This window comes from Streptomyces sp. NPDC005794 (genome assembly GCF_042871445.1).
In the GTDB taxonomy this organism is placed as follows: Bacteria; Actinomycetota; Actinomycetes; order Streptomycetales; family Streptomycetaceae; genus Streptomyces.
Genome location: NZ_JBIAIN010000013.1, coordinates 113,330 through 131,633 on the forward strand (window position 1 = coordinate 113,330; position 18,304 = coordinate 131,633).

Genomic DNA, 18,304 nt, shown 5'->3' on the forward strand with positions numbered 1-18,304 from the left:
CTGGTCAGGGCGTCGAGAATGGCAGGGTCCAGACCGAGACCGGCGCCGGCCGAGCTCGGCGGCCGTATGCCGGCGGGGCGGCGTGGGACCGTGAAATACCCGGCACCGGCCGGCGGACCGCACGAGAATACGGCCATGGGAAAAACATACGAACGTATCGACGGCCGGCTCCGGACATTCATCGAGGAGCAGCACGTCTTCTTCACCGCGACCGCGCCCCTGGACGGCGACGGCACGGTCAATCTCTCGCCCAAGGGCGTGAGCGGGTCGTTCGCCGTCGTCGACGAACAGACCGTGGCCTACCTCGACTTCGCCGGCAGCAATGCCGAGACCGTCGCCCATCTGCGGGAGAACGGGCGCATCACACTGATGTGGTGCGCCTTCCAGGGCCCGCCGAACATCGTCCGCGTGCACGGCCGCGGTGAGCCGGTCTTCCGTGACGACCCGCGCTTCGCCGGGCTGCTCGGCCACTTCCCGGGCATCGACCCCACCCCGCACGGGCTGCGCGCGATCATCGTGGTGACGGCCGAACTGATCCGGGACACCTGCGGTTACGGGGTGCCTCTCATGGCGTACGACGAGGACCGTTCCCTGCACTCCGACCGCTTCCGGCGCGAGGACGACGACAGCCTGAGCAGGTATTTCGAGAAGAAGCCCTACATCGCCACCAGCATCGACGGGCTGCCGGGGCTCCCCCTGCCGCTGCCCGTGCTGCCCACGCCGGCCTCGGGGTGAGGCACTGGGCCGTACGGAGCAGGCGCGGTGGGGGCGGGCCGCCGCGCCCCATACGGTCCGGAGCATGCGCAGATTCCTGGTGACCGCGTCGGTTCTGCTGGCGCTGGCCGGTTCGCTCGCGGCGCGGCCCGCCGAAGCACCACCCCTTCCGGAACGGCTGGCCGACACGGGCGGCGGCACACAGCTGATCACCGCCGAGGCCGCCGGAACGGACTCCACCACGGGCGCGCTCACCTGGTGGGACCGGCGCGGGGGCGGATGGGTGGCGGCGGGTTCGGCGCCGGCCCGCTTCGGGGCGAACGGCCTGGCCGAGGGTGCCACGCGTAGCCAGGGCACGAACACCACGCCCACCGGGCTGTACGACCTGCCGTACGCATTCGGGATCGACGCCGTGGCGCCCGGTACCCGCTATCCGTACCGCCGTGTCGGCCAGGCCTCGTGGTGGTGCCAGGACAACGCGTCCCGGTCCTACAACCGCTGGGTGGAGCCGCGCCCGGCCGACTGCCGGGCGGAGGAGGCCGAACACCTGGTCAGCTATTCCACCCAGTACGCCCGTGCGCTCGTCATCGGCTTCAACTACCACCGGCCGGTGCGGGGCAGGGGCGCCGGGATCTTCCTCCACGTCGACGGGAAGGGCGCGACCGCCGGCTGTGTGTCCGTACCGGCGGCCGCCATGGACCGGATCCTGGCCTGGGCCGACCCGGTCCGCCGTCCGCACATCGCGGTCGGGACGGTGTCCGGCCCGACCGCGATCACGCGCTACTGAGGACCGGGTCAGCGGTCGTTCTGGGCCAGCCGCAGCAGGTGGTCGGCCAGCGCCTGGCCGCCGTTGGGGTCGCGGCTGATCAGCATCAGCGTGTCGTCCCCGGCGATCGTGCCGAGGATCGCCCGGAGTTCGGCCTGATCGATGGCCGAGGCGAGGAACTGGGCGGCGCCCGGAGGCGTACGCAGCACCACGAGGTTGGCCGAGGCCTCCGCGGAGATGAGCAGCTCCGCCGAGAGCCTGCGCATCCGCTCCTCCTTGGCCGACCCTCCGAGCGGCGCCTGCGGGGTGCGGAAACCGCCCTCGCTCGGCACGGCGTAGATCAGCTCGCCACCGGTGTTGCGGATCTTCACCGCGCCCAGCTCGTCCAGGTCGCGGGAGAGCGTCGCCTGGGTGACGCTCAGCCCGTCGTCGGACAGGAGCCTGGCCAGCTGGCTCTGCGAGCGCACCGGCCGGCGGTTCAGGATGTCCACGATCCTGCGGTGGCGTGCCGTGCGGGTCTGCGGCACCGACGGCCCGCCGTGGTCGGTTTCCTGCGCCTCGGTCATCGTCGTCGCCTCATTCTCCGGATGGTCACTCGCCGGATCGTCCGTCCCCGTGAGCCGCGTCGAGGGCTCCCGGCAGAATTCGCAGGAACGCGTCGACCTCGGCGTCACCGATGATCAGTGGCGGCATGAGCCGTACGACGTCGGGGGCGGGCGCGTTCACCAGGAGTCCGGCTTCCTGAGCCGCCTGCTGCACCTTCGGTGCGAGGGGCCCGGTGAGCACGATACCCAGCAGCAGACCGGAGCCACGGACGTGGGAGACCAGCGGGTGGCCGAGGCCCTCGACGCCGTCCCTGATCCGCTCGCCGAGCCGCTTCACGCTGTCCAGGATGCCGTCGGCGGCCAAGGTGTCCAGCACGGCGAGTCCGGCGGCGCAGGCGACGGGGTTGCCGCCGAACGTCGTGCCGTGCTGACCGGGCTTCAGCAGGTCGGCCGTGGCTCCGAACGCGACGGTGGCGCCGATCGGCAGTCCGCCGCCGAGTCCCTTGGCCAGGGTGACCACGTCGGGCTCGACGCCCTGGTGGGCCTGGTATTCGAACCAGTGGCCGCAGCGGCCGATCCCGGTCTGCACCTCGTCCAGGACGAGCAGCGTGCCGGTGGCACGGGTGATCTCCCTGGCCGCTTCCAGGTAGCCCTTGGGCGGTACGACGACGCCGTTCTCGCCCTGCACGGGCTCGATGACGAGCAGCGCGGTGTCGGTCGTCACCGCGGCCCGGAGCGCCTCGACGTCGCCGTACGGCACGTGGGTGACGTCGCCGGGCAGCGGCAGGAACGGGTCGCGCTTGCCGGGCTGGCCGGTCAGGGCGAGGCTGCCCATGGTCCTGCCGTGGAAGCCGCCGTCGGTGGCCACCATGTGCGTACGCCCGGTCAGCCGGCCGATCTTGAAGGCCGCCTCGTTGGCCTCGGCGCCGGAGTTGCAGAAGAAGACCCTGCCGGTACGCCCGAAGAGCTGCAGCAGCCGCTCGGCGAGCGCGACGGGCGGCTCGGCGGCGTAGAGGTTGGAGACATGGCCGAGGGAGGCGATCTGGGTGGAGACGGCCTCGACCACCGCGGGGTGGGCGTGGCCGAGCGCGTTGACCGCGATGCCGCCGACGAAGTCGAGGTACTCGTTCCCGTCCGCGTCCCACACACGGGCGCCCGCGCCGCGCACCAAGGGCAGCTGCGGGGTGCCGTAGTTGTCCATCAGCGCGTCCTGCCAGCGCTGTGTGATCTCCTCGTTGCTCATGACTCCCCCTCTGCGTCGTGCCGTGTGGCGGGTGTTGCGTCGGGGACGACCATCGTGCCGATCCCCTCGTCGGTGAAGATCTCCAGCAGGATCGCGTGCTGGACCCGGCCGTCGATGACACGGGCGGTCTCGACGCCGTTGCGTACGGCGTGGAGGCAGCCCTGCATCTTGGGCACCATGCCGCTGGAGAGGTCGGGCAGCAGCTTCTCCAGCTCGGTGGCGGTGAGGCGGCTGATGACGTCGTCGCTGTTCGGCCAGTCCTCGTAGAGGCCCTCGACGTCGGTGAGGACCATCAGCGTCTCGGCGTCCAGCGCGGCGGCGAGTGCGGCGGCCGCGGTGTCGGCGTTGACGTTGTAGACGTGGTTGTCCTCGGCGGAGCGCGCGATGGAGGAGACGACCGGGATCCGGCCGTCGTCCAGCAGCGCCTGGATCGCTCCGGTGTCGATCGCGGTGATCTCGCCGACCCGGCCGATGTCGACGGCCTCTCCGTCGATCACAGGACGGTGCTGGACCGCCGTGATCGTGTGGGCGTCCTCGCCGGTCATGCCGACGGCGAGCGGGCCGTGCTGGTTGAGCAGCCCGACGAGCTCGCGCTGGACCTGTCCGGCCAGCACCATGCGTACGACGTCCATGGCCTCGGGCGTGGTGACGCGCAGTCCGGCCTTGAACTCGCTGACCAGGCCCTGTTTGTCGAGCTGGGCACTGATCTGCGGGCCGCCACCGTGCACGACGACGGGCTTGAGGCCGGCGTGCCGCAGGAAGACGACGTCCTGGGCGAAGGCGGCCTTCAGGTCCTCGTCGATCATGGCGTTGCCGCCGAACTTGATGACGACGGTCTTGCCGTTGTGCCGGGTGAGCCAGGGCAGCGCCTCGATGAGGATCTGCGCCTTGGGCAGCGCGGTGTGCTTCCTCGCGGCACTCATGAGCTGTACGCGCTGTTCTCGTGGACGTACTCGGCGGTCAGGTCGTTGGCCCAGATGACGGCCGACTCGTCCCCTGCCGCGAGGTCCGCGGTGATCCCGACCTCCCGGTAGCGCATGTCGACCAGGTCGCGGTCCTCGCCGACGCTGCCGTTCCTGCACACCCAGACGTCGTTGATGGCGACGTTCAGCCGGTCGGGCTCGAAGGCGGCCTTCGTGGTGCCGATCGCGGAGAGGACCCGGCCCCAGTTGGGGTCCTCGCCGTGGATCGCGCACTTGAGGAGGTTGTTACGGGCGATGCTCCGGCCGACCTCGACGGCGTCCTCCTCGGTGGCCGCGTTGATCACCTCGATCCGGATGTCCTTGGAGGCACCCTCGGCGTCGCCGATCAGCTGCCGGGCGAGGTCGGCGCAGACGCTCTGCACGGCCTGGTCGAACTCGGCCTGCGCGGGGGTGATCCCGCTCGCGCCGGAGGCGAGCAGCAGCACGGTGTCGTTGGTCGACATGCAGCCGTCGGAGTCGACCCGGTCGAAGGTGGTGCGGGTGGCTGCGCGCAGCGCGGTGTCGAGGGCGGGCGCTTCGACGTCGGCGTCGGTGGTGAGGACGACCAGCATGGTGGCGAGGCCGGGGGCGAGCATGCCCGCGCCCTTGGCCATGCCGCCGACGGTCCAGCCCTCGCCGCCCGCGACCGCGGTCTTGTGGACGGTGTCCGTGGTCTTGATCGCGATGGCGGCCTTCTCGCCGCCGTGCTCGCTGAGGGCCTTGGCGGCCTGCTCGACGCCGGGCAGGAGCTTGTCCATGGGCAGGAGCAGGCCGATCAGCCCGGTGGAGGCGATGGCGATCTCCCCGGCGCTGTGTCCGCCGAGGACCTCGGCGGCCTTCTCGGCGGTGGCATGGGTGTCCTGGAAGCCCTGGGGTCCCGTACAGGCGTTGGCGCCACCGGAGTTGAGGACGACGGCGGTCACTTCGCCGCCCTTGAGTACCTGTTCCGACCAGAGGACGGGTGCGGCCTTGACGCGATTGGAGGTGAAGACGCCCGCGGCGGCGCTGCGGGGCCCGTTGTTGACCACGAGGGCCAGGTCCGGATTACCGCTGTCCTTGATTCCGGCGGCGATGCCCGCCGCCGTGAATCCCTTGGCTGCCGTGACGCTCACGGTGCGACTCCGATCGTGGAAAGACCCGTGTCCTCGGGAAGTCCGAGGGCGATGTTCATGCTCTGCAGGGCGCCTCCGGCGGTGCCCTTGGCAAGGTTGTCGATGGCGCTGATCACGATGATCCGGCCGGCGGCCTCGTCGTGGGCGACCTGGATCTGTACGGCGTTGGATCCGTACACGGCCGCGGTGGCGGGCCATTGCCCCTCGGGAAGCAGGTCGACGAACGGCTCGTCGGCGAAGGCCTTCTCGTACGCCTCCCGGAGCGACTCGGCGCTCACCCCGGGCTTCGCCTTCGCGCTGCACGTGGCGAGGATGCCGCGGGGCATGGGCGCGAGGGTCGGCGTGAACGACACGGTGACGGGCTCACCGGCCGCGGCGCCGAGGTTCTGGATCATCTCGGGGGTGTGCCGGTGGACCCCTCCGACGCCGTACGGGGACATGTTGCCCATGACCTCGGATCCGAGCAGGTGCGGCTTGGCCGCCTTGCCCGCGCCGGAGGTGCCGGACGCGGCGACGACGACGGCCTCGGGTTCGGCGAGACCGGCCGCGTACGCCGGGAAGAGTGCGAGGGAGACGGCCGTCGGGTAACAGCCGGGCACGGCGATGCGCTTGGTTCCCTGCAGAGCCGCGCGGGCCCCGGGCAGCTCGGGCAGGCCGTAGGGCCAGGTGCCGGCGTGCGGCGAGCCGTAGAATTTCTCCCAGTCGGCAGGGTTCTCGAGCCGGAAGTCGGCGCCCATGTCGACGACGAGCACCTCGTCACCGAGCTGTTCGGCCACTGCGGCGGACTGTCCGTGCGGAAGGGCCAGGAAGACGACGTCGTGCCCGCTGAGCACCTCCGCGGTGGTCGGCTGGAGAACGCGGTCCGCGAGCGGCCTCAGGTGCGGCTGCAGCGCGCCGAGCCGCTCTCCGGCGTTGGAGTGGCCGGTGAGAGCCCCGATCTCGATCTGGGGATGGGTGAGGAGCAGGCGGAGCAGTTCCCCGCCGGCGTAACCACTCGCCCCTGCCACTGCCGCACGTACCACCATCGGAAATCCTCCTCATCGATGGCATGACTATACGCAGCAATGCAGGTTTATGCAAAGCTCTTTCTGCTCCCTGGACCGCTGGGGTGACCGAGGATTTCGGTTTGCGGGCGGTCACTCCCGGTTGCGCCCGGTCGCCACGAGCGTTCCCTCGATGAGGTCGCGCAGCTGCGAGCGGGCGGTGATGCCCAGTCTGGGGAAGCTGCGGTAAAGGTGCGAGCTGACCGTACGCGGCGAGAGGAAGAGCTTCTCGCCGATCTCCCTGTTGGTCAGGCCGCGGGCGGCGAGCCTGATGATCTGCTGTTGCTGCGGGGAGAGCTCGGCCAGCGCGTCGGGGGTGGAGGCTGCGACGTCGATGCCCGCGGCGCGCATTTCGGCCTGGGCGCGCTCCACCCACGGACGGGCCCCGAGGCGCTGGAAGGCTTCGAGGGCCGCGGTGAGCAGCGGCCGCGCCTCGGCGATACGCCGGCGGCGCCGCAGCCATTCAGCACAGTCGAGGAGGGTCTGGGCGCGCTCGAAGGGCCAGTGCTTGAGCGCCGGATCGGCGAGTGCCTCCCGGAAGTACGGTTCGGCGTCCTCCGGGTCCGCGAGCAGGGCGCGGGCCCGGCTGATCAGCGCGCGCAGCCGGGGTGACGCGCCGTCGCCCAGCCGGCGGGCGGAGCGCTCCACGATCGTGCGCGCCTCGTCACGGTGCCCGGTGCGGACCGCGGCGGCGGCCAGCTCCGCAAGGGCAGGACAGGACGCGTGATAGTGCACAGGGTCCCCCTCCGCCGTGAAGGCCAGGCGGAGTTGGCTGTACGCGGTCTCGTACGCGCCTTCCGCACCGGCCGCGGCGCCGAGTGCGCGGCGGACGTACACGGCGATCGAGCGGCTCTCCAGCGGATCGATCAGGGCGAGCGCGTCAGCGGCCCGGGAACGGGCTCCGGCCACGTCACCCTGGAGCGCCAGAACCGTGGCGTCCACCGCGGCCGCGCACGCCACGGCATGGTCGAGGCCGATCATCGAGGCGCTCGCGGTGGTCTGCGCGCAGGCCTCGCGCGCCTGCTCCCACCGCCCGTGCTCCACATACGCCCAGGCGGCGGCGCCGCCAAGGCCCTCCGGCAGCCGTCCGTGGACCTGCCAGCGGTCGAAGGCCGTGTCGAAGGCGCTGACGGCGCGCGGAGTCTCGTCCAGGAGCCAGGCCATGATCGCGAGGGTGGTGAGCCGCTCGGGCCTGTGCTCCGCGTCGGCGAGCAGCTGTGGGAGAAGGGTGATGAGTTCGGCTCTGCCGTCGGCCGGGGCGGACACCGTCCGCACCCAGGCGCGTCGCCAGTCGCTCTGCCCGTCCGGCGGAAGCTGCGCCAGTACACGGTCGATCTCCTGCCGCTGGGCGTCCTCTCCGGAGTAGAAGCGGACGACCGCCGCACTGGCGAGCATGTCGAGGGCCGCGTCCGGGTCCGCGGCCGCCCACTGCCGCGCGGCGTGCGTCAGACGGGAGAACACCAGGGTGTGGCGGGTGGTCAGCGTCGCGAGACGGCCGGCGTGCAGGGAGGCGGTGACCAGCAGCTTTGCGTCGTCGGTGCGTTCGCGTACCGCGGTGACCAGCTCGTCGACCCAGGTGAGTTCGCCGGTGAACACGGCCGCCCCGGCGGCCGCGACGAGCAGCCTGGCGCTTTCCGCGCGGTGCGGTGCGAGGTCGGCGGCTCGCTGTAGTGCCTGCGCCGCTGCCGCGTAGCCGCCGCGCCGGCGGGCCCGGTCCGCGGTCTGCTCCAGCGCGGCCGCGACGCCCGCGTCCGGGCCGGGAGCTGCGGCCGCGAGATGCCAGGCGCGCCGGTCCGGAGCGTCGCCGAGCAGGTCGGCCAGTGCGCGGTGGGCGGCGCGCCGGGCGTCGAGGGAGGCGGCGTGGTAGACGGCGGACCGCATGAGGGGGTGGCCGAAGCGGATGGCCCGGCTGGTGCGGCGAACCAGTCCGGACCGCTCGGCAGGCAGCCACGCGGTGTCCTCGGCGCCGGGCAGCCCGCCCGCTGCCAGCCCCGCCGTGTCGGCCGTGTCCATGGCCGCCAGGAGCAGCAGCAACCGCCGGGTGGATTCGGGAAGTTCGGTGAGGCGGGCGGCGAAGATCCGCTCCAGTCGCCCGGTGAGAGGCAGTGGCCCGGTGGGGTCACTGCCGGCTGAGGTGGCGGCCCGGGCCAGTTCGACGAGGGCCAGGGGGTTGCCGCCCGCCTGGTCGAGGACCTGGTCCCTGGCTCGTCCGGTGGGGCTCTGCGGCTGTTGATCGAGGAGCCGTCCTGCGGCGGCGGTGTCGAGCGGGGCCAGAGTGAGGGTCTGCCCGTGCCGGTCGAGGGCGGGGAGCGGATCGCCGGTGCGTACACCGATGAGCAGCGTGACCGGGTCGGCGTCCAGACGTTTGACGGCGAAGGCCAGGGCGTCCAGGGAAGCCCGGTCGATCCACTGGGCGTCGTCGAGCACCAGGAGCAGCGGCTGCCGGTCGGCCAGATCCGACAGGAGGCCCAGGAGGGCGACGCCGATGAGCATGAGGTCGGGCGCTCCCTCGGCGGGACGTGTACCGAGGGCAGCGGAGAGTGCCGCGCGCTGCCGCTCGGGCAACTGGTCCACGGCGCCGACGGCCGGCCGCAGCAGCTGATGCAGCCCGGAGAACGCGAGGCTCGCCTCCGACTCGCTCCCCTCCGTGCGCAGCACCCGGACGCCGCACACCCCTGCCCATCGCATCGCGGATTCAAGGAGCGCGCTTTTTCCCATGCCGGCGTCGCCGGAAAGCACCAGGACCCGTTCGGTCGCCGACGCGTGAGTCACCATACGAAACACACGCTCGAGATCCGCTTTGCGGCCGACGATCATCTCGCTGCTCTCCGTCGCCGGTCCGCCGGCCGCGCCGGGATCCGCCACGTGATCGTCCACGGGGCCTCCAGGAATCGCCGGTCGTTCCATGGGAGCCTTCGGCTCGCCTTGTCGCACCCAGAATACAAGTGCCGGAGACGGCTCCGGCCTGTGTGCGTTCCACTGCAGTCATGTGACTGATACCGCCGGGCCGGGGCTCCTCGTACGGTTCCGTCAAGCCTCCGGTCGACCAAGGAAGTCTCAGTCTCATGGACCAGATCGAGCTCGGCAATGTCACGGTCACCCGCGTATGGGAATACTACGGCCCTGTCGAAATGACCCCTGAATCCTTCTTCCCGGAAACCCCCGAACACGTCTGGGAAAATGGTCAGGAATTGCTCACGCCGCATTTTCTGGATTCCGATACCAATATCGTGAATTCTGCTATCCAGACCTGGCTGCTGCGCAGTGAGGGCAGGACGATCCTCGTCGACACCGGCGTCGGCAACCACAAGGAGCGTCCGTACGCGCCGGTCTGGAGCCACCTCAGGACGGACTTCCTCGCCAACCTCGCCCGCGCCGGTGTCGAGCCGGAGGACGTCGACGTCGTGATCAACACGCATCTGCACATCGACCACGTCGGCTGGAACACCTATCTGGACGACCGCAGCTGGGTGCCCACGTTCCCGAACGCCACGTACCTGATGCCGAAGGACGACTTCGACTTCTGGAATCCCGAGAACGGCCGGAAGCCGCTGCTCGGCCGCGGCAACCAGAACGTGTTCGAGGACAGCGTCGCCCCGGTGCACGCCGCCGGCCAGACGTTGCTGTGGGAGAACAGTCACCGGATCGACGCCAACCTGCGTCTGGACCTGGCCCCCGGCCACACCCCCGGCTCCTCCGTCCTGACGCTCGGCTCCGGCTCGGACCGCGCCGTCTTCGTCGGCGACATGCTCCACAGCCCGGTGCAGATCCTCCACCCGGACTCCAACAGCTGCTTCTGCGAGAACCCGGCCGAGGCCATCGCCACCCGCCGCAAGGTGCTGGGCTGGGCGGCCGACAACAACGCGCTGGTCATCCCCGCCCACCTGGGCGGCCACGGCGCGGCCGAGGTGACGCGCCGGGGAGACGCCTTCGGCATCAAGGGCTGGGCTCCCTTCGCCCCGTACTCCGAGCAGCGCTGACTCCTGCTGCGAGCAGAACGACACCCGCGGAAAGGCCAAGACTGTGAACCACCACCCCGCTCCCGTCGTCACCACCGCTCAGGGCGCGGTGCGCGGCCTGCGCCAGGACGGCACCACCGTGTTCCTGAACATCCCCTACAGCGCCGCGCCCACCGGCGCCGCCCGGTTCCAGCCGCCGCGGCCGCATGCCGCCTGGGCCGGCGTGCGCGACGCCACCGCGCCGGGACCGAACGCGCCGCAGTCCGAGCGCACGCTCGGCAGCGTCGACATGACTCCCTACTTCGGCACCGGCTGGAGCCGTGGCGAGGACTACCTCACCGTGAACGTCTGGGCGCCCGAGACCCGGCGCGGCGGCCTGCCCGTCATGGTGTTCGTGCACGGCGGCGGATTCGTCGCCGGGTCGACACGCTCGACGATGTACGACGGCAGTGCCTTCGCCCGCGACGGCGTGGTGCTGGTAACCCTCAACTACCGCCTGGGCATCACGGGTTTCCTCGACCTCCCGGGCGCGCCCGCCAACCGTGGTCTGCTCGACGTCGTCGCCGCGCTGCGCTGGGTGCGCGAGAACATCGCCGCGTTCGGCGGAGACGCGGGCAACGTCACCCTCTTCGGTCAGTCGGCCGGAGCTACCATCGTCGGCGGCGTCCTCGCCACGCCCGGCGCCTCGGGCCTGTTCCGCCGGGCGATCGTCCAGAGCGGCAGCGGTCTGGGCGCCTTCACCACCGAACAGGGCGCGCGCGTCACCCGCGCCGCAGCCGACGTGCTCGGCATCGAGCCCTGCCTCGACGCCTTCGCGGAGATCTCCGACGAGCGCCTCGTCGAGGCCGCCTCCAAGCTCGCGGGCATCCACCTCAAGACCGAGACGCACCGCGACCCGCTGATCGGGCTCAGCCCCTTCAGCCTGGTCCTGGACACCCAGCCCGCTCACGCGGTCGCCGCCGGACTGAGCGCCGACGTCGACCTGCTCATCGGAACCAACTCCGAAGAGGGCAACCTCTATCTGGCTCCGGTGGGCACGTACTCCACCTCGACCGACGCCGACGTCGAGGCCGCCGCGGCCGCCTCGCACCCCGACCCGGCGAAGCTCGTCGAGACGTACCGGGCGGCACGTCCGGAGGCGTCCCCCGGCGCGCTTCGCTCCGCGATCATGGGCGACGCACTGTTCGGCGCGGGCAGCTGGGCCATGGCCTCCGCGCACGCCACGCACCCCTCGTCGGGCACCTACGGCTACGAGTTCACGTGGCGCTCCGAGGCCCTGGACGGAGAGCTCGGCGCCACCCACGGGGTGGAGCTCCCCTTCGTCTTCGACCTCGCGGGCCTCCCCCGGCTGCACGGCCCGAAAGCACTGCTCGGCCCCGAGAAGCCGCCCGCCGACCTGGCCTCCCGGGCCCACGATGCCTGGATCCGCTTCGCCAGGACCGGCGACCCGGGCTGGGCACCGTACGACAACGACCGCAGAACCACGATGCGCATCGGCGCCAGGTGGGCCGAGATCGACGACCCGCACAGCCAGGAACGCCGGACCTGGAGCTGACGCGGTGGCCCGGCCACCAACCCTCGGTATCGGCCGGTCGCCGCCCTGACGCCGGACCACCTCACCACGACCCTCACACACAGTGAACGTCCACCACCGTGTGCAGCGTGGAGGGGCGAGCGCGGCGGATCTTCGGTTACATGGCCTGGGACCGGCCGGACGCGGCGCGAGCGGGGACACACGGATGGGAAGTGAGCGGCCATGAGCGAGATCGTCGATGAGGTCAGCCGTGTGCACCGGGAGGTCGGCACCCGCCGGGTGGGGTCGCGCGAAGCGGGCACGGTGCTGTTGCGGCGCACCTTCGACAGCGCCGCCCCCGACGTCTGGCAGGCGGTGACCTCGCCGGAGCGGATCGCCCGGTGGTTCCTTCCCGTGACCGGTGATTTCCGGGTCGGCGGGAACTACCAGCTGGAGGGGAACGCCGGCGGGGAGATCCTGGAGTGCGTACCACCGGAGCGGCTGCGGGTGTCCTGGCTGTTCGGCCCCGACCCCGGCTTCAGCGAGGTCGAGGTGCGGCTCGCGCCGGAGGGCGGCGACCGGACGGTGTTCGAGCTGGAGCACGTGTCCGTCATCCCGGAGGAGTTCCGGAGCCAGTACGGGCCGGGTGCCGTCGGTATCGGATGGGACCTGGCCCTGCTGGGGCTCGGATGGCATCTGGCGGGCGGCGGGCTCAGCCCGGAGGACGCGGTGGAGTGGCAGGCCTCACCCGAGGCGAAGGCCTTCGTGTCGCGCTCGGGCGAGGAATGGGGGCGGGCGTTCGCCGCTGCCGGTGCGGACCCGGAGACCGTGACCGCGACGACGGTGGCGACCGTCGCGTTCTATACGGGCGAATAGCCTGGCCGCGTCCCGCCGCCCACGGGCACGTCAGTCGCGGTCGGCCTGCTCGGCGGCCCGGGCCGCGTCGCGCTCCTTGATGCGCGCCGCTTCCTTGCGGACCTCCGCCTGGGTGGCGCGCTCCTTCTCCAGCCATTCCGGGCTGTCCTGCTTCAGGGCGTCGATCTGCTCGGTGGTGAGGGGCTCCGTGACACCGCCCCGCGCGAGACCGGCGATGGAGACGCCCAGCTTCGAGGCGACCACCGGCCGGGGGTGCGGGCCGTCACGGCGCAGCTCCTGCAGCCACTGGGGCGGGTCGGACTGCAGCGCGTTCAGCTCGGCGCGCGAGACGACGCCCTCCTGGAACTCGGCGGGGGTGGCTTCGAGGTACACACCCAGCTTCTTCGCCGCGGTGGCGGGCTTCATTGTCTGGGTGGTCTGGTGCGACGTCATGGTGTCCAGGGTATCGAGCATGTGCACCGCCTCCGACCACGGCCGGTAACCTGGCGGGGTGACAGGCTCGGAAGTACCCCCTGCGTTCCGGCTCGCCTACGTCCCGGGCGTGACCCCGACCAAGTGGGTGCGGATCTGGAACGAGCGGCTGCCCGGTACCCCGCTGACCCTCGTCGGCGTACCCGCCGCCGAAGCCGCCGGTCTGCTGCGCGGCGGTGGCGCGGACGCCGGTTTCGTGCGGCTGCCCGTCGACCGCACGGACCTCAGCGCGATCCCTCTCTACACCGAGACGACCGTGGTCGTCATCCCCAAGGACCACGCGGCGACCGCCGTCGAGGAGATGTCGGCCGAGGACCTCGCCGAGGAGATCGTCCTGCACCCCCTCGACGACCCCCTCGACTGGGAGCGTCCGCCCGGCCGGCCCGCGTTCGAGCGGCCCGCCACGACGGCGGACGCCGTGGAGCTGGTGGCGGCCGGTGTGGGGCTGCTGGTCGTGCCGCAGTCGCTGGCCCGTCTGCACCACCGCAAGGACCTCACCTACCGGCCGCTGACCGGCGTCCCCGAGTCGCGGATCGCCCTGTCCTGGCCGGAGGAGAAGACCACCGACCTGGTGGAGGAATTCATCGGGATCGTCCGTGGGCGGACCGTCAACAGCACCAGGGGCCGTCCCCCGACGCCGCCGCAGCCCAAGGCCAAGCGCGCCGACAAGAAGACCGGCGCCCCGCGCAAGCCCGCGGCGGGCAAGACGTCCCGGGGCGGTGCCGGCGGCTCCGGCGGAGCCAAGCAGTCCAAGGGCGGCGCCAAGCGCGGGAAGCCCCGCCGTCGGCCGTAGTGGGTGGACCGGCCCCCACCCGTAGTACCTGGGAGCTACGCGCCAGGTGCATTCCCTGGCGGGACGCCGACGACACGGGTCGCTCCATAACTTCGGTACCGGATTCAACGAGAACCATCCGGTACGGAAGGACTTCCCATGTCGTCCCGCCCATGGAGCAGGCGCGCGCGTCGTGCCCTGCTCGCCTCATTCGTCACCGCGTCGGTGGCTCTGCCGGTGTCGGGGGCGTCCCGCCCCGCCGCCGTTCCGGCCCCCGCCCCGGCCGCGCCGGCCCCGCTGAGCACGGCGGAGCCCTCGGTGCTGGAGGCCAGGTACGCGGCCGGCCGGGAGGAGATCCGGGCGGCACGGGACATGGCCGCCCGCCACGGCGACCGGCGACGGGCCGCCACGCTCACGGGCATGGCGGGCCCGGGGCGCACCTTCCTGTGGTTCGACGGGCGCGACGGCGGCCGCAGCGCGGAGGTCTTCGGGGACCTGTCCGGGGCGGAACGCATTGCCGTGCTGGTGCCGGGAGCGGGCGTCGACCTCGATCATTACGGGCGCTTACAGCGCGGCGCCAAGGCCCTCCTGGGCGAGCTGGGCAGCGGCTCCGCCGTCGTGGCGTGGCTCGGCTACCGGACGCCCACCATGCTGGGCCCCTCCTCCCTGACGTCGGGTCGGGCCGATGAAGCGGCACCGGGCCTGCGGTCCTTCGTACGGCAGTTGGGCGCGGCCACGCCCGCCGCCCGGATGTCTCTGCTCTGCCACTCCTACGGTTCCGTGGTCTGCGCCCGCGCCGCGTCCGGGCTCGAGGTCGCGGACATCGTGCTGTACGGAAGTCCCGGCACCGGTGCCGACAGCGCCGCCGCCCTGCACACCCGGGCCACGGTGCGGGCGGGACTGGGCGGTGACGACTGGATCGCCAGTGTCCCGCATCTCGAAGTCCCGCTGCCGTTCGTCACCGTCGGGTTCGGGACGGATCCGGTGGCGCCGGAATTCGGCGCCGAGGTCTTCGACGCCGGCGGCGCGGGCCACAGCGACTATCTGACGCCCGGCTCCGTCTCGCTGCACAGCCTCGCCGGAATCGTCGCGGGGAAGGCCGGGGGCCGTCATGCGTGACCTCGTACGGCGACTGGACATGCGCGGTCTCGTACGGCGGATCGATGCGGCGACGCCCCGGGAACGCGACCGGGCGGTCGACGCGCTGCGCGCCTTCGCCATCCTCGGCGTGGTGTGCGGTCACTGGCTGGTGACGGCGCTGGTCGCGGACAGCGGAACCGTGCACGGCGCGAGTCCGCTGCAGCACATGCCCCGACTCACCCCCGTCTCCTGGGTGTTCCAGACACTCGCCGTCTTCTTCCTGGTGGGCGGCCAGGTCGGCGCGAAGGGGTATGCCTCCGCCCGTGCCAGGGGCGAGTCCTACGGGCGATGGCTGCGGGTGCGGATGGGCCGCCTGTTCCGGCCGGTCGCCGTCGTGACCGCCGTGTGGGCCGTGGCAGCCGGCGTGATGCTGGCCTCGGGGGTGGACGAGGGGACGGTACGCGCGCTGAGCAAGCTGGTGTGGTCGCCCCTGTGGTTCCTGCTGGTGTTCGCGGCGCTGACGGCCGCGACCCCGCTGGTGGCGCGGCTGCACCCGCTGTGGCCGTTCACCGTCGTGCTGTACGTCGACCTGTTCCGGCTGGGCTTCGACGGCCCCGCCGCCCTGGGCTGGATCAACGTGGCCGCGGGCTGGCTGGTCCCCTACTGCCTGGGGGCGGCCTGGGCGCGGGGCGGGCTGAGCGACCGCCGGACCGGATGGGTGCTGCTGCTCGGAGGCGCGGTGGCAACGGCGGGACTGGTGCGGTTCGCCGGATATCCCGCCGCCATGGTCGGGGTGCCGGGCGGCACGCTCTCCAACCTCGACCCGCCGACGCTCGCCGCCGTCACCTTCGGCCTCGCCCAGTGCGGTGCGGCCCTGCTGCTGCTCGGACGCCTGCGGCGGGCCCTCTCACGCCCCGCGGTGTGGGCGGCGGTGGCTCTGCTCAACCTGTCCGCGATGACCGTCTTCCTGTGGCACCAGACCGCGATGATCGTGGTCACGTCGACCGCCCTGTTCCTGCACGGCCCCCTCCCCGGACTGCACGACCTGCCCGACGGACCCGGCTGGGTCCTCGCCCGGCTGGCCTGGCTGCCGGTGTTCGCCCTGGTGCTGCTGGTCTGCCGGGCCGCGTTCGGGGCGTACGAGCAGCGGGGCGGCGGCCGTTCGACCGTCGTACGGTCGGGTTCCCCTGCGCGGGCGCCGGAGTCGCGGCGTGTCTGAAGACGTCGCGCGGACAGGTGGGGCGGCGTCGCGTGCCGGTGAGCCGGATCCTGGTGAAGCTGGGCCTGCGTGACCGGACCCAGGCCGCGGTGTACGCGTACGAGTCGGGGCTGGTGCGCCCGGCGGGCTACTGACCACGGATCACAGGGCCCCGTACACCGCGTCGACCAGCGCCATCTTGCGCGGGTCGTCGGAGATGTGCGCGCCCATGCGGTTCATCACGTAGCCGAGCGCGATACCGGCCTCGGGGTCGGCGAGACCGCAGGAGCCACCCGCCCCGTCGTGGCCGACGGCACGCGGGTTGGGCCCGTACGAGCAGTTCGGGCCACTCAGCCAGAGGCCGAGGCCCAGCTCGGTCTCATGGGCGAAGCCCGCTCCCAGCACCAGGTCGCGGCAGCTGCCCTGGCCCTCGCGGACCCGCTCGGCCGCTTCCTCCGAGAGGATTTTCCGGCCGTCGAGGGTGCCCCGCCCGGCGAGGATGCCGTAGAGGGAGGCGACCGCGCGGGCGGTGCCGTGGCCGTTGGCCGCGGGGATCTCGGCGGCACGCCACTGAGGGGTGTTGGCGGCGGCGACGCCCGTGCCGGGGTTGAGGAGGGAGGCGATGGCCACCGGCTCCATCGTGGCGAACAGGGCGGCCTGTTCGCGGGAGACGGACTTCGGCTGGACGAGTTCGGCGACCCGGTCGGCGTCCTTCTCCGGGAAGCCCACGCTGAAGTCGATGCCGAGCGGCCCGGTGATCTCCTGCCGCAGGAACTCCCCGGGCAGCAGGCCGGTGATCCTGCGGACGACCTCGCCGACGAGGAAGCCGTACGAGATCGCGTGGTAGCCGGAGCGGGTGCCCGGCTCCCACCAGGGCTCGGTGGCCGCGAGACGGGCCGTGGTCAGCTCCCAGTCGTAGAGCTCGGCCAGGGTGTGCGGATCGCGCAGGCCCGCGACGCCGGAGCGGTGCGAGAGGAGGTGGCGTACACGGACGGATTCCTTGCCCGCGGCGGCGAATTCGGGCCAGTACTCCGCCACCGGGGCGTCCAGGTCCAGGAGGCCGCGGTCGACCAGGATGTGGGCGCAGACCGCGGTCGGGCCCTTCGTCGTGGACCAGACGTTGACCACGGTGTCGCGCTCCCACGGGCGGATCCGCTCCCCGTCGGCCCAGCCTCCCCAGAGATCCACCACGGGGTGGCCGTCGAGCAGGACGGTGACCGCCGCGCCCAGCTCGTCGCGCTCGGCGAAGTTCGCCGCGAACGCGTCGCGTACTGCGGCGAACCGGTCGTCACAGTGGCCTTGGATCTGCGGCACAGGTCTCTCCTCGTCTCGGTGCACGCACCATACCGACTGGTCGGACCGGCGGGAAGGCGCCGCACGCACCGCTCCTTCGACGGGGTGAACCGTTCAGCCGGGAAGCGCCCCGAGGCTGAGACTCCAGCGACCGGGCAGTCCGGTGACCGTCACCGTGGACAGCGGCCGGACGTCGACGTTCCAGTACGTCGACGGCGGGGCCTTGAGCGCGTACACCAGGACCGCGCGCACGACGGCGGGTTCGGCGACGGCGACGACCGCACCCTCGGAGACCGGGCGGGTGTCGAGCCAGCCCCCCACCCGCGATATGAAGCCGAGCAGGGATTCTCCCCCGTGCGGGGCGGAGCGTGGATCGGCCAGCCAGGCGTCGACGGCCGCCGGCTCGCGGGCGGCCACCTCCGACAGGGTCATCCCCCGCCAGCGGCCCATGTCGCAGTCACGCAGCGCGGGCTGGAGGAGTGGGGCGAAGCCGAGGGCGTCACCGGTGGCGCGGCTGCGCGGGGTGGGCGAGCAGTAGCGCAGCTCGGCGGCACCGAGCGGCACCAGGGTGTGGGCGGCGAGCTGGACCTCGCGCCAGCCGGCGTGGTCGAGCGGCCGGTCGTCGTCGAAACGCTCGGCGAGGAGGGCGGAGCTGCGTGCTGCGGCGACCAGAGACACCCGAACGCTCATGCGAGCGATCGTGGGGCCGGGCGCCGTGCCGGTCAAGAGGGCGGGCGGCCCCACGTGTTCGCCCGTC

Annotated in this window: 17 protein-coding genes and 1 pseudogene; 9 read left to right on the plus strand and 9 right to left on the minus strand. The window is 72.2% G+C overall.

What is annotated here, in order from left to right:
• Positions 1-135: 135 nt before the first annotated feature.
• Both ACFYQ5_RS21820 and ACFYQ5_RS21825 read left to right on the plus strand, forming a co-directional pair.
• A complete protein-coding gene (locus ACFYQ5_RS21820) occupies positions 136-735 on the plus strand; it encodes a pyridoxamine 5'-phosphate oxidase family protein (protein ID WP_389199603.1) in 600 nt (199 codons plus the stop codon).
• A 64-nt stretch (positions 736-799) separates the two neighbouring features.
• Positions 800-1,501, plus strand: coding sequence for a L,D-transpeptidase (locus tag ACFYQ5_RS21825; RefSeq protein WP_389199604.1), 702 nt, complete (start codon positions 800-802; stop codon positions 1,499-1,501).
• Positions 1,502-1,509: 8 nt separating this feature from the next.
• On the opposite strand, the gene ACFYQ5_RS21830 is transcribed toward ACFYQ5_RS21825, so the two are convergent.
• The 6 genes from ACFYQ5_RS21830 to ACFYQ5_RS21855 form a co-directional block, all read right to left on the minus strand.
• Entirely contained in the window at positions 1,510-2,046 is a 537-nt protein-coding gene (locus ACFYQ5_RS21830) for an arginine repressor (protein ID WP_389199605.1), read from the minus strand.
• A gap of 25 nt (positions 2,047-2,071) precedes the next feature.
• Entirely contained in the window at positions 2,072-3,268 is a 1,197-nt protein-coding gene (locus ACFYQ5_RS21835) for an acetylornithine transaminase (protein WP_389199607.1), read from the minus strand.
• Positions 3,265-4,191, minus strand: coding sequence for an acetylglutamate kinase (gene argB / locus ACFYQ5_RS21840; protein ID WP_389199608.1), 927 nt, complete (start codon positions 4,189-4,191; stop codon positions 3,265-3,267). Before argB ends, ACFYQ5_RS21835 begins: the two co-directional genes overlap by 4 nt.
• The gene (gene argJ / locus ACFYQ5_RS21845) at positions 4,188-5,342 is read right to left on the minus strand and encodes a bifunctional glutamate N-acetyltransferase/amino-acid acetyltransferase ArgJ (protein WP_389199609.1); all 1,155 of its coding nucleotides are present in this window, start codon (positions 5,340-5,342) and stop codon (positions 4,188-4,190) included. The genes argB and argJ overlap by 4 nt, the downstream gene beginning before the upstream one ends.
• On the minus strand, positions 5,339-6,367 hold the full coding sequence (argC, locus tag ACFYQ5_RS21850) for an N-acetyl-gamma-glutamyl-phosphate reductase (protein WP_389199610.1): 1,029 nt from the start codon (positions 6,365-6,367) through the stop codon (positions 5,339-5,341). Before argC ends, argJ begins: the two co-directional genes overlap by 4 nt.
• A 111-nt stretch (positions 6,368-6,478) precedes the next feature.
• Entirely contained in the window at positions 6,479-9,262 is a 2,784-nt protein-coding gene (locus tag ACFYQ5_RS21855; RefSeq protein ID WP_389199611.1) for an AAA family ATPase, read from the minus strand.
• A 188-nt stretch (positions 9,263-9,450) separates the two neighbouring features.
• Between ACFYQ5_RS21855 and ACFYQ5_RS21860 the strand changes: the two genes are divergently transcribed.
• The 3 genes from ACFYQ5_RS21860 to ACFYQ5_RS21870 all read left to right on the plus strand — a co-directional run bounded on the left by ACFYQ5_RS21860 (position 9,451) and on the right by ACFYQ5_RS21870 (position 12,733).
• Positions 9,451-10,365, plus strand: coding sequence for an MBL fold metallo-hydrolase (locus ACFYQ5_RS21860; protein ID WP_389199612.1), 915 nt, complete (start codon positions 9,451-9,453; stop codon positions 10,363-10,365).
• 43 nt (positions 10,366-10,408) lie between these two features.
• On the plus strand, positions 10,409-11,899 hold the full coding sequence (locus tag ACFYQ5_RS21865; RefSeq protein WP_389199613.1) for a carboxylesterase/lipase family protein: 1,491 nt from the start codon (positions 10,409-10,411) through the stop codon (positions 11,897-11,899).
• A gap of 201 nt (positions 11,900-12,100) precedes the next feature.
• A complete protein-coding gene (locus ACFYQ5_RS21870) occupies positions 12,101-12,733 on the plus strand; it encodes an SRPBCC family protein (RefSeq protein WP_389199614.1) in 633 nt (210 codons plus the stop codon).
• 30 nt (positions 12,734-12,763) lie between these two features.
• Here ACFYQ5_RS21870 and ACFYQ5_RS21875 read toward each other — a convergent pair whose 3' ends face one another.
• Positions 12,764-13,186 (minus strand): DUF5997 family protein, encoded by a 423-nt coding sequence (locus ACFYQ5_RS21875; protein ID WP_389199616.1) that lies wholly within the window; start codon positions 13,184-13,186, stop codon positions 12,764-12,766.
• A gap of 37 nt (positions 13,187-13,223) precedes the next feature.
• Between ACFYQ5_RS21875 and ACFYQ5_RS21880 the strand changes: the two genes are divergently transcribed.
• From ACFYQ5_RS21880 to ACFYQ5_RS21895, 4 genes and pseudogenes are all read left to right on the plus strand, one after another.
• Positions 13,224-13,997 carry a LysR family substrate-binding domain-containing protein gene (locus ACFYQ5_RS21880; RefSeq protein ID WP_389199617.1) on the plus strand — a complete coding sequence of 258 codons (774 nt, stop codon included), beginning with the start codon at positions 13,224-13,226 and terminating at the stop codon, positions 13,995-13,997.
• A gap of 138 nt (positions 13,998-14,135) precedes the next feature.
• Complete coding sequence (locus tag ACFYQ5_RS21885; RefSeq protein WP_389199618.1) at positions 14,136-15,095, plus strand: alpha/beta hydrolase; 960 nt, start codon at positions 14,136-14,138, stop codon at positions 15,093-15,095.
• A gap of 19 nt (positions 15,096-15,114) precedes the next feature.
• Complete coding sequence (locus tag ACFYQ5_RS21890; protein ID WP_389199782.1) at positions 15,115-16,275, plus strand: acyltransferase; 1,161 nt, start codon at positions 15,115-15,117, stop codon at positions 16,273-16,275.
• Positions 16,276-16,313: 38 nt separating this feature from the next.
• Positions 16,314-16,409, plus strand: a pseudogene (locus ACFYQ5_RS21895) (DNA-binding response regulator); the annotation flags it as partial.
• Positions 16,410-16,416: 7 nt separating this feature from the next.
• Here ACFYQ5_RS21895 and ACFYQ5_RS21900 read toward each other — a convergent pair.
• Positions 16,417-17,568 carry a serine hydrolase domain-containing protein gene (locus tag ACFYQ5_RS21900; protein WP_389199619.1) on the minus strand — a complete coding sequence of 384 codons (1,152 nt, stop codon included), beginning with the start codon at positions 17,566-17,568 and terminating at the stop codon, positions 16,417-16,419.
• A gap of 93 nt (positions 17,569-17,661) precedes the next feature.
• A complete protein-coding gene (locus tag ACFYQ5_RS21905; protein ID WP_389199620.1) occupies positions 17,662-18,237 on the minus strand; it encodes a histidine phosphatase family protein in 576 nt (191 codons plus the stop codon).
• Positions 18,238-18,304 lie beyond the last annotated feature (67 nt).

Bases quoted from the DNA above. Each gene is read 5' to 3' on its own strand.
- ACFYQ5_RS21890 (WP_389199782.1), top strand. From the start codon at position 15,115: ATGCGCGGTCTCGTACGGCGGATCGATGCGGCGACGCCCCGGGAACGC.
- ACFYQ5_RS21835 (WP_389199607.1), bottom strand. From the start codon at position 3,268: ATGAGCAACGAGGAGATCACACAGCGCTGGCAGGACGCGCTGATGGAC.
- argC (WP_389199610.1), bottom strand. From the start codon at position 6,367: ATGGTGGTACGTGCGGCAGTGGCAGGGGCGAGTGGTTACGCCGGCGGG.
- ACFYQ5_RS21820 (WP_389199603.1), top strand. From the start codon at position 136: ATGGGAAAAACATACGAACGTATCGACGGCCGGCTCCGGACATTCATC.
- ACFYQ5_RS21830 (WP_389199605.1), bottom strand. From the start codon at position 2,046: ATGACCGAGGCGCAGGAAACCGACCACGGCGGGCCGTCGGTGCCGCAG.
- ACFYQ5_RS21875 (WP_389199616.1), bottom strand. From the start codon at position 13,186: ATGCTCGATACCCTGGACACCATGACGTCGCACCAGACCACCCAGACA.
- argB (WP_389199608.1), bottom strand. From the start codon at position 4,191: ATGAGTGCCGCGAGGAAGCACACCGCGCTGCCCAAGGCGCAGATCCTC.
- ACFYQ5_RS21870 (WP_389199614.1), top strand. From the start codon at position 12,101: ATGAGCGAGATCGTCGATGAGGTCAGCCGTGTGCACCGGGAGGTCGGC.
- ACFYQ5_RS21860 (WP_389199612.1), top strand. From the start codon at position 9,451: ATGGACCAGATCGAGCTCGGCAATGTCACGGTCACCCGCGTATGGGAA.
- ACFYQ5_RS21825 (WP_389199604.1), top strand. From the start codon at position 800: ATGCGCAGATTCCTGGTGACCGCGTCGGTTCTGCTGGCGCTGGCCGGT.
- ACFYQ5_RS21905 (WP_389199620.1), bottom strand. From the start codon at position 18,237: ATGAGCGTTCGGGTGTCTCTGGTCGCCGCAGCACGCAGCTCCGCCCTC.
- ACFYQ5_RS21885 (WP_389199618.1), top strand. From the start codon at position 14,136: ATGTCGTCCCGCCCATGGAGCAGGCGCGCGCGTCGTGCCCTGCTCGCC.